Origin of the sequence: Paraburkholderia sp. BL6665CI2N2 (genome assembly GCF_004366535.1) — a bacterium.
Taxonomy (GTDB): Bacteria; Pseudomonadota; Gammaproteobacteria; order Burkholderiales; family Burkholderiaceae; genus Paraburkholderia.
The window spans coordinates 5,618,776-5,633,169 of the sequence record NZ_SORC01000001.1 but is presented as its reverse complement, the minus strand read 5'-3'; the positions used below and the strand labels follow the sequence as shown (position 1 = coordinate 5,633,169).

The 14,394-nt window shown below is 64.1% G+C and carries 9 protein-coding genes; 6 read left to right on the top strand and 3 right to left on the bottom strand.

Annotated features, from left to right (window positions below):
- Nucleotides 1–83 precede the first annotated feature (83 nt).
- Nucleotides 84–881 (bottom strand): transporter substrate-binding domain-containing protein, encoded by a 798-nt coding sequence (locus B0G81_RS25305; protein ID WP_134138730.1) that lies wholly within the window; start codon nucleotides 879–881, stop codon nucleotides 84–86.
- 218 nt (nucleotides 882–1,099) lie between these two features.
- On the opposite strand from B0G81_RS25305, the gene hemE reads away from it, so the two are divergent.
- From hemE to B0G81_RS25285, 4 genes are all read left to right on the top strand, one after another.
- Nucleotides 1,100–2,200, top strand: coding sequence for a uroporphyrinogen decarboxylase (hemE, locus tag B0G81_RS25300; protein WP_134138725.1), 1,101 nt, complete (start codon nucleotides 1,100–1,102; stop codon nucleotides 2,198–2,200).
- Nucleotides 2,201–2,665: 465 nt separating this feature from the next.
- On the top strand, nucleotides 2,666–4,912 hold the full coding sequence (locus B0G81_RS25295; RefSeq protein WP_208328551.1) for a primosomal protein N': 2,247 nt from the start codon (nucleotides 2,666–2,668) through the stop codon (nucleotides 4,910–4,912).
- A gap of 170 nt (nucleotides 4,913–5,082) precedes the next feature.
- Nucleotides 5,083–6,504 carry a putative sulfate exporter family transporter gene (locus tag B0G81_RS25290; RefSeq protein WP_106284946.1) on the top strand — a complete coding sequence of 474 codons (1,422 nt, stop codon included), beginning with the start codon at nucleotides 5,083–5,085 and terminating at the stop codon, nucleotides 6,502–6,504.
- Nucleotides 6,501–6,746, top strand: a complete 246-nt coding sequence (locus B0G81_RS25285) for a hypothetical protein (RefSeq protein WP_134138723.1) — start codon at nucleotides 6,501–6,503, stop codon at nucleotides 6,744–6,746. Before B0G81_RS25290 ends, B0G81_RS25285 begins: the two co-directional genes overlap by 4 nt.
- A gap of 124 nt (nucleotides 6,747–6,870) precedes the next feature.
- On the opposite strand, the gene B0G81_RS43790 is transcribed toward B0G81_RS25285, so the two are convergent.
- Nucleotides 6,871–7,041 (bottom strand): hypothetical protein, encoded by a 171-nt coding sequence (locus B0G81_RS43790; protein WP_166679059.1) that lies wholly within the window; start codon nucleotides 7,039–7,041, stop codon nucleotides 6,871–6,873.
- Between the two features lie 320 nt (nucleotides 7,042–7,361).
- Here B0G81_RS43790 and putA point away from each other — a divergent pair, with 320 nt between their 5' ends.
- Entirely contained in the window at nucleotides 7,362–11,291 is a 3,930-nt protein-coding gene (gene putA, locus B0G81_RS25280) for a trifunctional transcriptional regulator/proline dehydrogenase/L-glutamate gamma-semialdehyde dehydrogenase (RefSeq protein ID WP_134138718.1), read from the top strand.
- Nucleotides 11,292–11,378: 87 nt separating this feature from the next.
- Nucleotides 11,379–12,527, top strand: a complete 1,149-nt coding sequence (locus B0G81_RS25275) for a branched-chain amino acid ABC transporter substrate-binding protein (RefSeq protein WP_007180017.1) — start codon at nucleotides 11,379–11,381, stop codon at nucleotides 12,525–12,527.
- Between the two features lie 143 nt (nucleotides 12,528–12,670).
- Here B0G81_RS25275 and B0G81_RS25270 read toward each other — a convergent pair whose 3' ends face one another.
- Nucleotides 12,671–14,389, bottom strand: coding sequence for a thiamine pyrophosphate-binding protein (locus tag B0G81_RS25270; protein WP_121306977.1), 1,719 nt, complete (start codon nucleotides 14,387–14,389; stop codon nucleotides 12,671–12,673).
- Nucleotides 14,390–14,394: the final 5 nt, after the last annotated feature.

Here is a 14,394-nt window from a genome sequence, read left to right as displayed (position 1 = left end):
TGGCGCGCGAGCGTGATCATTTGGCGTTTCTCGACCGCCGCTGTTTTACAGTGAAAAAAGGGGCGGCCAAGAAACGCTTCAGGCTACTTCAACCACTTGTCCGAAATGGCTTGATACTCGCCTGTTGCCCGCGCAAGGTGCAACCACTGGTTGACGTATTGCTGAAACGACACATCGCCACGCGGCAGCAGCCAAGCCTTTTCACCATACTGGAAGGGTTTGTCCGGGTGAACCGAGCAAAGGCCGGGGTTTAGCTTCTGCTGTAGCAGGGTCTCCGACGCGTCCGTCACCATCACGTCCGCTTTGCCGGCGAGGATCTGCTTGAAGATCGTCACGTTATCCGGATAGACGGTCAAGTTCGCACGCGAAAAGTACTGTTTCGCAAAGCGCTCGTTGGTGCCGCCAGGATTGACGATCACGCGTGTCGCCGGTTGGTCGATCTGGGCGACGGTTTGATATTTGTTGACGTCGTCGCACCGAACGATCGGCGTCTTGCCGTCGACCATGTAGGCCTCCGTGAAAAACGCGCGCTTCTGCCGCTCGAGGGTCGGCGACACACCGCCCACGCCCACGTCGCACTTGGCGACGAAGTCGTTCATCAGATTCGACCACGACGTCTTGACGTACTCCGTCTTGACGCCGAGCGACTTGGCGAGCGACTCGGTCATGTCGATATCGATGCCCTCAAACTGCCCGTCTGCCTTGTAAAACGAGTACGGTTTGTAGTCACCCGTCGTGCAGGCGCGCAGCGTGCCGCGCGCGAGAATTTCGTCGAGTCGCGAGGGCGTTGCGGGTGTGGCGCTGGTCTGTGCCCCGGCCACGCCTGCGTGCATCAAAACGCCGGCCAGTGCGCCGAGCAGTGCGAGTGCTGCCTTGTTCATCGAGTCTCCTTGGTTGTATGTAATTGTCTGGTAAGTCCGTTGGATGATAGCCCGGCAATTCGCGCTTGAACATTGGCCGTTCGGCCAAGTCATGACGCCGCGGCCAGCCCGCGGAAAACCGGCCGCGAGCGACGCGTCCAACAGTTATTGGCCGGATCAAGCACGATGCGGCGAGCCGGCTCCGGTAAAATGCCCCTTTGCCCTCAGTCGTACGCAACGTGGCCCATAAACTCCTGAACGACACTTTCCTGCGCGCGCTGCTGCGCCAGCCGACCGACTACACGCCGATCTGGCTGATGCGGCAAGCCGGCCGCTACCTGCCGGAATACAACGCCACGCGTGGTCGCGCGGGCAGTTTCCTCGGTTTGGCGAAGAACCCGTCGTTCGCGACGGAAGTCACGTTGCAGCCGCTCGAGCGTTATCCGCTCGACGCCGCGATCTTGTTCTCGGACATCCTCACTGTGCCCGACGCCATGGGCCTCGGCCTCGAGTTCGTGGCCGGCGAGGGTCCCAAGTTTGTTCGCCCGGTTCGCACGGAAGACGACGTCGCGCGGCTCGCCGTGCCGGACATCGACGCCACGCTGCGCTACGTGACCGACGCCGTGCGCGAAATTCGCACGGCGCTGACCGACGCGCAAGGCCGTCAACGCGTACCGCTGATCGGCTTTTCGGGCAGCCCGTGGACGCTCGCGTGCTACATGGTCGAAGGCGGCGGGTCGGCGGATTTCCGCACGGTCAAGTCGATGCTTTACGCCCGTCCGGACCTGATGCACCGCATTCTCGACATCAACGCGCGCTCAGTCGCGGCGTATCTGAACGCGCAGATCGAAGCTGGCGCACAAGCCGTGATGATTTTCGACACGTGGGGCGGGGCGCTGGCAGACGGTGTGTATCAACGTTTTTCGCTGCACTACATCCAACAAGTGGTGAGTCAGCTGAAGCGCGAGCACGACGGCGAGAAAGTCCCGGTGATCACCTTCACGAAGGGTGGCGGCCTGTGGCTCGACGAGATCGCCGAAACCGGCGTGGATGCGGTCGGCCTCGACTGGACGGTCAACCTGAGCAAGGCGCGCGAACGCGTAGGCGGGAAGGTAGCGCTACAGGGCAATATCGATCCCTCGGTGTTGTTCGCGCCGCCGGCTTCGATCCGCATGGAAGCTCGTGCGGTGCTCGACAGCTTCGGGAATCATCCGGGCCACGTGTTCAATCTCGGCCACGGTATTTCGCAATTCACGCCGCCGGAGAATGTCGCTGAGCTGGTGGACGAAGTGCACCGTCATAGCCGGGCGATCCGCAGCGGCGCTCATGCACCGGCCTGAAGCCGTAATCGTTACCATTTTTTGTTGCATTGCAGCGAACTGGGCTCTCGGTCTAAGGGCAAATTTGCAGCTAACAGGCCGTCAGATGGCGGTCTTGCGAAAGTCAAGACTTGACTTATGCACATTCATCACGCTGCGGCGCGGTAGAAGCTTTAGTCGTGTCCTGGCCCTTGCACTTTGCAGGCGCATTTGATCTAAGCCTTGTCTGGCAAGGGTTTCCCGGGTTCGTGACAGACTGTGCGGAATCCCACAGAAGGCCGCTGCGGCGCGGTTCCCGGGCCGTCCGGGCAAAGTTCTCAACAAAGTTATCCACAGGCACGCGGACCGATTGCAATTGTTCAGCCGAATCCAAAACTTAGCGCCGAAATTGAAGTTTTACTTTAACTTCTACGGATTCGCCGTCTGCTCGATGGGCCTCGCGATGCGGCATCGTGTCGCGCTCGTTCCCCTGACCGCTGCTGACGCGTGAGCGACGTGTTCGTCCGCGTCGCGCTCGACCATCCGCTGCCGACTCTGTTCGACTACCGCTGCGACACGCCTGAGCCTGTCGCGCCGGGCAGGCTGGTCAGCGTGCCGTTCGGGAAACGCCATGTCGTGGGGCTCGTCTGCGAAGTGACCGCTCACAGCGACGTGCCGGCCGATCGTCTTCGCTCGGTGAGTGGCGTGTGCACCGCTTGCCCGCCGGTGTCGTCGGAATGGCTGAAGCTGGCCGCGTTCGCCGCCGACTACTACCAGCGTGGTCTCGGCGAGGTCGCATTGCCCGCATTGCCGCAGGCGCTGCGCGATGCGTCGCGCTGGTCGCGCCTGTTCGCGCCGGAAGAGCGCTACAGCCTCACGCCCGCAGGCCGCGCCGCGTTGCCCGATACCCTGCCGGCGCGGGCGAGCGCGTTGCGGAAACTGGCGCAGGCATTGGCTGGGACCGAGTTCATGCTCGCCGCCGATGCTCGCGCGCTGCACCCCAAAGCAATGGCAACGCTCGACGCATGGCAGGCGGAAGGCTGGATCGCGCTAGATATTGTCGAGGCCGCGGCGGCGTTGGTCACGGTCGCTTCGCCTGACGCGCCCGCGCCCACGCTGCCCACGCTCACGGACGAGCAGGCGGCCGCCGTCGAAGCCATCCGCGATGCCGACGGCTTCGCGCCGTTCCTGCTGCACGGCGTGACGGGCAGTGGCAAGACGGAGGTCTATTTGCGCGCGCTCGCCGAGATTCTGGCCGCAAAGCCCGACGCTCAGGCGCTCGTCCTCGTCCCTGAAATCAATCTGACGCCGCAGTTCGAAGCGGCCTTCCGCGCGCGTTTCGCCGCGCTCGAGGGCACGTCGATCGTCACGCTGCACAGCGGCCTCGCTGAAGGCGAGCGCGCCCGCAACTGGTTCGCCGCGCACACCGGCCGCGCGCGGATCGTGCTCGGCACGCGGCTGGCGGTGCTGGCCTCGCTGCCGAAGCTCGCGATCATCGTCGTCGACGAGGAGCATGATCCGGCTTACAAGCAGCAGGAAGGTTTGCGTTATTCGGCGCGCGATCTGGCGATTTATCGCGCCAAGCAACTCGGCTTGCCGGTCGTGCTGGGTTCGGCCACGCCGTCGCTGGAGAGCTGGTGGCAGGCCGACCAGGGCCGCTACAAGCGGCTCACGTTGTCGCGCCGTGCCGTCGCCGAGGCCGTATTGCCGACCGTCAAACTGATCGATCTGGAAGAGGAGCGGCGGCGCGGGCGGGCATCGGTGGAAGGTTTGTCGGGGCCGCTGATCGCGGCGCTGAAGGCGCGGCTCGAACGCGGCGAGCAAAGCCTGGTGTTCCTGAACCGCCGCGGTTATGCGCCGCAGCTTGCCTGCGATGCCTGCGGTTGGGTCGCCGGTTGTCCACGATGCAGCGCGTATGTCGTGCTGCATAAGCCCGAGCGCGCGCTGCGCTGCCACCACTGCGGCTGGGAAGCGCGCATCCCGCGTTCGTGCCCGGAGTGCGGCAACGTCGATATCGCGCCGATGGGCCGTGGCACGCAGCGCGTCGAAGAGACGCTGGCGAGCGCGGTGCCCGGCGCCCGCATCTTGCGCATCGACGCGGACAGCACGCGTCGCAAAGGCAGCGCGCAGGCGCTGTTCTCCGACGTCCACGCGGGCGAAGTCGACATCCTCGTCGGCACCCAGATGATCGCCAAAGGCCACGACTTTCAGCGCGTCTCGCTGGTGGGCGTGCTGAACGCCGACACCGCGTTGTTTTCCCACGACTTCCGCGCGAGCGAACGGCTTTTCGCGCAACTGATGCAAGTGAGCGGCCGGGCAGGCCGTGCGGGTTTGCCGGGCGAAGTGCTGGTGCAGACGCGCTATCCGCGCCATGCGCTTTATCACGCGCTGGGCCGCCACGACTACGTCGGCTTCGCCAACTCCACGCTGGCCGAACGACGCGACGCCCATTTGCCGCCGTTCGTCTATCAGGCTTTGCTGCGCGCCGAAGGCCGCACGCTCGAAGCCGCGCTCGCCTTCCTGCAACAGGCGGCGGCCGAGTTGACCGGCATTGCGGCTGCCGAACGTGTGACCGTCTACGACGCCGTGCCGCTCACCATCGTCAAAGTGATGCACGTGCACCGCGCGCAATTGCTGATCGAGAGCGCTTCGCGGGCCGCCCTGCAGGCCACCTTGCGTGCGTGGCAGCCGCTGCTGCGCGGCCTGAAAGGCGTGCTGCGCTGGAATCTGGAAGTCGATCCGCTCGACATCTAAGTCGCATCGCCGGGGCGACGCCGCCGTTACTTCTTTCGGTCATATTCTTAGAGCGAATGGTCGTTTCGTTTTGCAACGCCGCTCGCCTATATTTCGCCGAATCGGCGCACTTTCGGGCAAAACTTCAACTCTCCGGCGCCGAGGCACCTCAACTTCCTCGGGGCATGGCGATGAGCGATACGAACCCAGCACTACAACCCGGCGCGGCGCCGACGAACCGGCCTGGCACGCAAGGTGGCGGGCTCTTTTCGACTGAAGACTGGTGGGCGGTGTGGGTCGGCCTGCTGGTGATCGTAGTCGCCTGGGCGCTGTTCGCGTCGGGCAGCAGCATCAAATGGCTGGCGGTAGCGCCGGCCAAATGGTCGAGCGTGGCGCTGGCCGCACAGGACGTCGGCAAGCATTTGCCGAACTACGCCGCGTTGTTTATCGCGTTCGCGCTTCTATTCGGCGTAAGCCTGGCGGCGCTCAAGCAGCGGGTCGGCGCCTTCCTGGCGTCGTTCCTGATTCTGTTCATCGCGTCGGCGCTGATTTTTACGCTGGGCGCGTGGGTCAACGCGTCGAAGTACAACCTCGAGCCGCCGCTCGTCGCGCTGGCGCTGGGCCTGCTGATCTCGAACGTGTTCACGCTGCCTGAATGGTTTTCGGCCGGCTTGCGCGTCGAGTTTTATATCAAGGTCGGCATCGTGCTGCTCGGCGCGACGTTACCGTTTACGTTGCTGGTGTGGGCGGGACCGGTCGCGGTCGGGCAGGCCACCATCGTCTCGCTCGTCACGTTCTTCGTGATCTTCTTTGCCGCGAAAGCTTTCGGCCTCGACCGGCGTTTTGCCGCTGTGCTCGGCGTCGGCGGCGCGGTGTGCGGCGTCTCGGCGGCCATCGCGATTGCCGGCGCAGTGCGCGCCAAGCGCGAGCAGGCCTCGGTGGCAATCACGCTGGTGGTGCTGTGGGCGATCGTGATGATCTTCGTGTTGCCGTTCGCATCCCGCTCGCTCGGCCTGTCGACTGCGGTCGCCGGCGCCTGGATCGGCACGTCTGAATTCGCCGACGCCGCCGGCATCGCGGCCGCTCAAGCGTACGGCGACTTTGCGAAACACGCGGGCGGCGCGATTGCCGGCGCGCCGGAGGCGTCGTTGCAGGCGTTCACGCTGATGAAGGTAGTCGGCCGCGATATCTGGATCGGCATCTGGGCGTTCGTGCTGGCGATCGTCGCGACGACGCGCTGGGAATCGCAGGACAGCGGCGTCAAAGCCAAGGCCAACGCCGGCGAGATATGGGCGCGCTTCCCGAAGTTCGTGATCGGTTTCGTGATCGCATCGGCGCTGGTGACGTGGATCGCCAGTCACTATTCGCTGGCCGATTACCGCAAAGTCGTGACGCCCGAATTCGTCGCGCCGATCACGGCGTTGCGCACGTGGGCGTTCACTTTCTGCTTCCTGAGCATCGGGCTGACGACGCGCTTGCGCTCGCTCACTGCAACCGGCCTGAAGCCGTTCCTCGCATTCACGGTGGGCGTGGTGGTCAATATCGCCATCGGTTACGCGCTTTCCGCGCACGTGTTCGCGCCGTACTGGAATAGCTTGGGGCAGGGCTCATGAGGCGCACGGTCCGCGTCGACAGTACGGCGCAGGCGCGCGATGAAACGCACGCGCCGTGCTGCGCGGGCTGCCGGCATCGCGCTGAGAATCGGGGCTCGTTGGAGCAGGGCATTCCGGGTCTCGCCGTGTTTGGTTCCGCATTCGGCGCGAGCGTGGCGAACAGCCGGCTCTGCCGGTTGCACGACCAACTCGTCTCGCCCGGCGACAGTTGCGCGCGGTTCGAACCGGTTCGTCAACATTGACGCGCGCCTAAGCCAGCCGCGGCGTCGAGCCCGGCGGTGCCAGCGTTCCGCCGGTGCGTCAGCCGAAGATAGTCCTCGCTCTGTCGGGCACGGAACGCCGGACGCGCCCATTCACTTGTTCAGTTCACTCGTTTAACGCGGTCCGCGCGTCGCCCACCGATGCGCGCGACGCCGCGGGCACGTTTTCCTCGTCGGGCTCGCGCCTGCCTGGGCCGCTCGTCGCGCCGCGCATGAACAACACCGCGCAAGTCGCGCACATCGCCCAGATGCCAAGTATTACCAGCCACTTTTCCATTTCTGTCCTCGCCTGTCTTCTCAAACCCCGTACCGTTTTTTTGTGCGTGCCCGGAGGCCGCGTGCCGCTATGTTCCGTATAACGGCGCGCCGACCCGTTCTGATAAGGGTAAATGCAAAAAGAATCACGCCAGGGAAAGTACTAAGCGCCACCACTGCGCCCACGGCCAGCGCCATCTGGCGCAAACCCTCGCCGCACAAGGCTCTCAGCAGGGTGCAACCATGCGCCGAGCATGGTTGCACCTTTTTATTGGGAGGCGTACGATTCGCCCAACTTTTAGTCTTTCCCAGCGCATTCGTTTGGTATCCGAAGAAGGAAACATGGCTAGCACCACCCTTGGCGTCAAGGTCGACGACCTCCTGCGTTCACGGCTGAAAGATGCCGCTACCCGTCTTGAACGCACTCCGCACTGGCTCATCAAGCAGGCCATCTTCGCGTACCTCGAAAAGATCGAGCACGGCCAGTTGCCGCCCGAACTGTCGGGCGTGACGGGCTCGGCGGATCTCGCCGACGGCGCCACGGTCGAGCAGGAAGAAGACGGCGCGTCGCACCCGTTCCTCGAGTTCGCGCAAAACGTGCAACCGCAGTCGGTGCTGCGCGCGGCGATCACGGCCGCTTACCGTCGTCCCGAGCCGGAATGCTTGCCGTTCCTGGTCGGTCAGGCTCGCTTGCCGGCCAACCTCGCGGGCGATGTGCAGACAATGGCCGGCAAGCTCGTCGAAACGCTGCGCACCAAGAGCAAGGGCGGTGGCGTCGAAGGTCTGATCCACGAGTTCTCGCTGTCGAGCCAGGAAGGCGTGGCGCTGATGTGCCTCGCCGAAGCGCTGCTGCGCATTCCCGATCGCGCCACGCGCGACGCGCTGATCCGCGACAAGATCAGCAAGGGCGACTGGAAATCGCACATGGGCCAGGCGCCCTCGATGTTCGTCAACGCCGCGACCTGGGGCCTGATGATCACCGGCAAGCTGGTGACGACCAATAGCGAAACGAGCCTCTCGTCGGCGCTGACGCGTTTGATCGGCAAGGGCGGCGAGCCGCTGATCCGCAAGGGCGTCGATATGGCGATGCGCCTGATGGGCGAGCAGTTCGTCACGGGCGAGAACATCTCCGAGGCGCTGGCCAACAGCCGCAAGTACGAAGCACGCGGCTTCCGCTACTCGTACGACATGCTCGGCGAAGCGGCCACCACCGAAGCCGACGCGCAGCGCTACCACGCGTCGTACGAACAGGCGATCCACGCGATCGGCAAGGCTGCCGGCGGCCGTGGCATTTACGAAGGCCCTGGCATCTCGATCAAGCTCTCCGCGCTGCACGCACGCTACTCGCGTTCGCAGCAGGAACGCACGATGAGCGAACTCCTGCCGCGCGTGCGCTCGCTGGCGATTCTCGCGCGCCGCTACGACATCGGCCTGAACATCGACGCCGAAGAAGCCGACCGCCTCGAAATCTCGCTCGATCTGCTCGAAGCGCTGTGCTTCGATCCAGACCTGGCAGGCTGGAACGGCATCGGCTTCGTGGTGCAGGCATATCAGAAGCGTTGCCCGTTCGTGATCGACTACATCATCGATCTGGCGCGCCGCAGCCGTCACCGCATCATGGTGCGCCTCGTGAAGGGCGCGTACTGGGACACCGAAATCAAGCGCGCACAAGTGGACGGCCTCGAAGGCTATCCGGTCTACACGCGCAAGATCTATACGGACGTCTCATACATCGCTTGTGCGAAGAAACTGCTGAGCGCGCCCGACGCGGTCTATCCGCAGTTCGCCACGCACAACGCGCACACGCTCTCGGCGATCTATCACCTCGCGGGCAACAACTACTACCCCGGCCAGTACGAGTTCCAGTGCCTGCACGGCATGGGCGAACCGCTGTACGAGGAAGTCACCGGCCGCGACAAGCTGAACCGTCCGTGCCGCGTGTACGCGCCGGTCGGCACGCATGAAACGCTGCTCGCGTATCTCGTGCGCCGTTTGCTGGAAAACGGCGCGAACACGTCGTTCGTGAATCGCATTGCCGATGAAAGCGTCGCGATCAAGGACCTGATCGCCGACCCCGTCGACGAAGCCTCGAAGATCGTGCCGCTCGGCGCGCCGCACGCGAAGATTCCGCTGCCGCGCAATCTGTACGGCGCCGAGCGTCTCAATTCGATGGGCCTCGATCTGTCGAACGAGCATCGGCTGGCGTCGCTGTCGTCGGCGTTGCTGGCGAGCGCGCATCATCCGTGGCGCGCCGCGCCGATGCTCGAGGACAACGAGATCGCCGTGGGCGTGGCGCGCGATGTGCGCAATCCGGCCGATCATCGTGACCTCGTCGGCACGGTCGTTGAGGCGACGCCGGAACATGTGAGCGCCGCGTTGGCGCATGCCGTCGCCGCGGCGCCGATCTGGCAAGCCACGCCGGTCGAAGCGCGCGCCGATTGCCTCGCGCGTGCCGCCGATCTGCTCGAAGCGCAGATGCATACGCTGATGGGTCTGGTGGTGCGTGAAGCCGGCAAGTCGCTGGCCAACGCCGTCGCGGAAATCCGCGAAGCGATCGACTTCCTGCGCTATTACTCCACGCAGATTCGCGACGAGTTCTCCAACGACACGCATCGCCCGCTCGGTCCGGTGGTCTGTATCAGCCCGTGGAATTTCCCGCTGGCGATTTTCATGGGCCAAGTGGCCGCGGCGCTGGCGGCCGGCAACACCGTGCTCGCGAAGCCGGCCGAACAGACGCCGCTGATCGCCGCGCAAGCCGTGCGCATTCTGCGCGAAGCCGGCGTCCCGGCGGGCGCAGTGCAACTGCTGCCGGGCAATGGCGAAACGGTCGGCGCTGCGTTGGTGGCCGATCCGCGCACTCGCGCGGTGATGTTCACCGGCTCGACTGAAGTCGCGCGCCTGATCAACAAGACGCTCTCGAGCCGCCTCGATCCGGACGGCAAGCCGATTCCGCTGATCGCGGAAACCGGCGGCCAGAACGCGATGATCGTCGACTCGTCGGCGCTCGCTGAGCAGGTGGTCGCGGACGTGCTGCAATCGTCTTTCGACTCCGCCGGTCAACGCTGTTCCGCGCTGCGCGTTCTTTGTCTGCAAGACGATGTCGCCGACCGCACGCTGGAGATGCTAACGGGCGCGATGCGCGAACTGGCAGTGGGCAATCCGGACCGCCTGTCGATCGACGTCGGCCCGGTGATCGACCTCGACGCGAAACGCGGTATCGACGCGCACGTCGCGACGATGCGCGAAAAAGGCCGCAAGGTCGAGCAATTGCCGATGCCCGACGGTTGCGCACAAGGCACCTTCGTTCCGCCGACGCTCATCGAACTCGACAGCATCGACGAACTGAAGCGCGAAGTGTTCGGCCCGGTGCTGCATGTGGTGCGTTACCGCCGCAGCCAGCTCGACAAGCTGCTCGAACAGATTCGCACGACGGGCTACGGCCTGACGCTCGGCATCCATACGCGGATCGATGAAACCATCGCTCACGTGATCAGCCGCGCGCATGTCGGCAACATTTATGTGAACCGCAATGTGATCGGCGCGGTGGTGGGCGTGCAGCCGTTCGGCGGTGAGGGTTTGTCGGGCACGGGTCCGAAAGCGGGCGGCGCGCTGTATTTGCAGCGTTTGCTGGCGACGCGTCCGGCCGGTCTGCCGAAGTCGCTCGCGCAGGCATTGGTCGCGGATGTACCGAAGGCAGCCGAAAACAGCGACAATCCGTCCGCTGCATTGACGGCCTATCGCGATTGGTTGATTGCCGAACAACAGCCGGTGCTGGCTGCGCGCTGCGACGGCTATCTGTCGCATGTGCCGGCGGGCGCCACCGCGGTACTGTCGGGGCCGACGGGCGAGCGCAACACGTACACGCTGGGCGCGCGTGGCACGGTGCTGTGCATTGCGTCGACGGCGAGCGGCGCGCGCGCGCAGTTTGCCGCGGCGCTGGCTACGGGAAATCGCGCGTTGTTCGAGGGCGCGGCGGGTGAACAACTGGTGGCGCAGTTGCCCGCGTCGCTGAAGTCACATGCGAGCGTGAAGAAGAGCGCCGATACACCGTTCGACGCCGTGCTGTTCGAAGGCGATAGCGACGAGTTGCTGGCGCTGGTGAAGGAAGTCGCGAAGCGTCCGGGCCCGATCGTGTCGGTGCAGGGCGTTGCGGCAGGCGCGCTGGAAAGCGGCGACGAGGATTACGCGCTCGAGCGTTTGTTGACGGAACGCTCGGTCAGCGTGAATACGGCAGCAGCCGGCGGTAATGCGAATTTGATGACGATCGGTTGAGCGAACCTCATTGATCTTTTCAAAAAGAAGGAAGCGGTACGGCGACCCCGAAACCGCTCCATCCACACCTGGTACCAAGGAGAAGCTATGCAACACAAGATGAAACAGCTGGCAGGCGCTGCACTGGTTGCAGCGATGTCGCTGGCGGGGACGGCCAATGCTCAATCGACGGAAGATGTGAAGGTCGGCTTTGCCGGCCCGATGACAGGCGCGCAGGCGCACTACGGCAAGGACTTCCAGAACGGCATTACGCTGGCAGTGGAAGACATGAACGCGACCAAGCCGGTGATCGGTGGCAAGCAAGTCCGCTTCGTGCTGGACTCGGCCGACGACCAGGCCGACCCGCGCACCGGTACGACGGTTGCACAAAAGCTGGTGGATGACGGCATCAAGGGTATGCTCGGCCACTTCAACTCGGGCACCACGATTCCGGCTTCGCGCATATACGCGAACGCGGGCATCCCCGAAATCGCCATGGCGACGGCGCCGGAATACACGCAACAAGGCTTCAAGACCACGTTCCGCATGATGACGTCCGATACGCAGCAAGGTTCGGTCGCCGGCACGTTCGCGGTGAAGACCTTGGGCATGAAGAAGATCGTGATCGTCGACGACCGCACGGCTTATGGCCAGGGTCTGGCTGATCAGTTCGAAAAGGCGGCGAAGGCAGCGGGTGGCCAGATCGTCGATCGTGAATACACGAACGACAAAGCAGTCGACTTCAAGTCGATCCTGACCAAGCTGAAGGCTGTTCAACCGGATCTGATCTATTACGGCGGCGCGGATTCGCAAGCGGCACCGATGGTCAAGCAGATGAAGGCACTGGGCATCAAGGCGCCGCTGATGGGCGGCGAAATGGTCCACACGCCGACGTTCATCCAGATCGCGGGTGACGCGGCGAACGGCACGGTGGCATCGCTCGCCGGCCTGCCGCTGGAAGAAATGCCGGGCGGCAAGGACTACGTCGCGAAGTACAAGAAGCGTTTCAACGAAGACGTGCAAACGTACTCGCCGTACGCTTACGACGGCGCAATGGCCATGTTCGACGCCATGAAAAAGGCGAACTCGACCGATCCGGCCAAGTACCTGCCGATGCTCGCGAAGACGTCGATGCCGGCGGTGACGTCCGCGAACCTCGCGTACGACAGCAAGGGCGACCTGAAGAACGGTGGTATTACGCTGTACAAGGTCGTCGATGGTAAGTGGACGACGTTGCAGAGCGTGGGTGGGAAATAAGTAGCTTCTCCTGCTAGCGCACTCGGCTGCTATGTGATTGCTTGACGTGGCAGCCAGGCAAAAAAAGCCCTGCGGTTTTCGAACCGCAGGGCTTTTTGTTTTGTGCTTCCTGACACCCTGTACCGATGGCACGACAACGCAAATTACTCCCCGCGCATCTTCCTCCCCTGCTCCCTAACCTGCTCCAACGTCGCACCCGGCGTGCTCGCCTCCTGCGGCATGCGAATCTCGATCACCGCCGCACACTTCGCCTCCATTGAACGCTTGAGCGCAGGCAGAAAATCCTCAGTCCGCTCCACCGTCTCGCCATGCGCGCCGAACGATCGCGCGAACGCCGCGAAATCCGGATTCGTGAGCCCGGTGCCATGCACCCGCCCAGGATAGTGCCGCTCCTGATGCATACGAATCGTGCCGAAGTGACCGTTATTCACCACGATGAAAAGCACGTGCAGGTCGTACTGCATCGCCGTCGCAAGTTCTTGCGCGGCCATCATGAAGCAGCCGTCGCCGGCCAGCGCCACAACCGCGCGTTGCGGATACATCGACTTCGCCGCGATCGCCGCCGGCACGCCGTAGCCCATCGCGCCACTCGTCGGCGCAAGCTGCGAACGGTAATGCCGATACGAGAAGTGCCGATGCAGCCACGTCGCGTAATTACCCGCGCCGTTGGTGAGAATCGCATCGTCCGGTAGATGCGCGCGCAACTGCTGGATCACCTCGCCCATCTGCACGTCACCGGGAATCTGACGCGGTTTGCGCCAGTCGAGATACGCCTGATGGGCCTCGCTCGCTGCACCCGACCACGCGAGTTGCTCGGAAGATGGCTCCAACTCCGCAAGCATTGCCGCCAACTCCGGCATGCCAGAGACGATCGGCAGATCGGCCGCATAGACGCGGCCCAATTCCTCCGCGCCCTGATGCACGTGCACGAGCGTCTGCTTTGTTTTCGGAATGTCGAGCAAGGTATAGCCGTTCGTCGTCGCTTCGCCCAAACGCGGTCCGATCGCGAGCAGCACGTCGGCGTCGCGGATACGTTGCGCGAGCGCGGGATTGATGCCGAGGCCGACATCGCCGGCATAATTCGGATGCTCGTTGTCGAGCGTGTCCTGAAAGCGGAACGCGAGGCCGACCGGCAATTGCCAATTCTCGACGAAGCGTCGAAAGTCCGCGCACGCAGCCGGCGTCCAACCGCTGCCGCCTGCGATCACCATCGGCCGTTGCGCGCCGTCGAGCAATCCACGCAACTTCTCGATCTGCGCCGCCGACGGTGACGCCGCCACGCGCTGATAAGCCGGCGCGCCGGCCACGGCATCGCACGCGTCGCTCAACACGTCTTCGGGCAACGACAAGACCACCGGCCCGGGTCGCCCCGAAGTCGCTGTGTGAAACGCATGGCTCAGATACTCGGGAATACGCTTCGGATCGTCGATTTGCGCGACCCACTTCGCCATCTGACCGAACATGCGCCGATAGTCGATTTCCTGAAACGCCTCGCGGTCGAGATGCTCACGCGCGCATTGGCCGATCAGCAGAATCATCGGCGTGGAATCCTGAAACGCGGTGTGCACACCGATCGATGCATGCGTGGCGCCCGGCCCGCGCGTGACGAGCGCGACGCCAGGGCGCCCCGTCAATTTGCCGACGGCCTCCGCCATATTCGCCGCGGCCGCTTCGTGACGGCAAACAATGGTCTGGATGCGTTCGGTTTCGTCGTGCAGCGAATCCAGCACAGCGAGAAAACTCTCGCCGGGCACACAGAAAACACGTTCGACACCGTGCGTGAGTAAAGCATCGACGACGAGACGCGCGCCGGTGGTTTGAGCGGCGGCGGGACCGGAAACGGGAGTATTCGGCTGCGACATTGCGA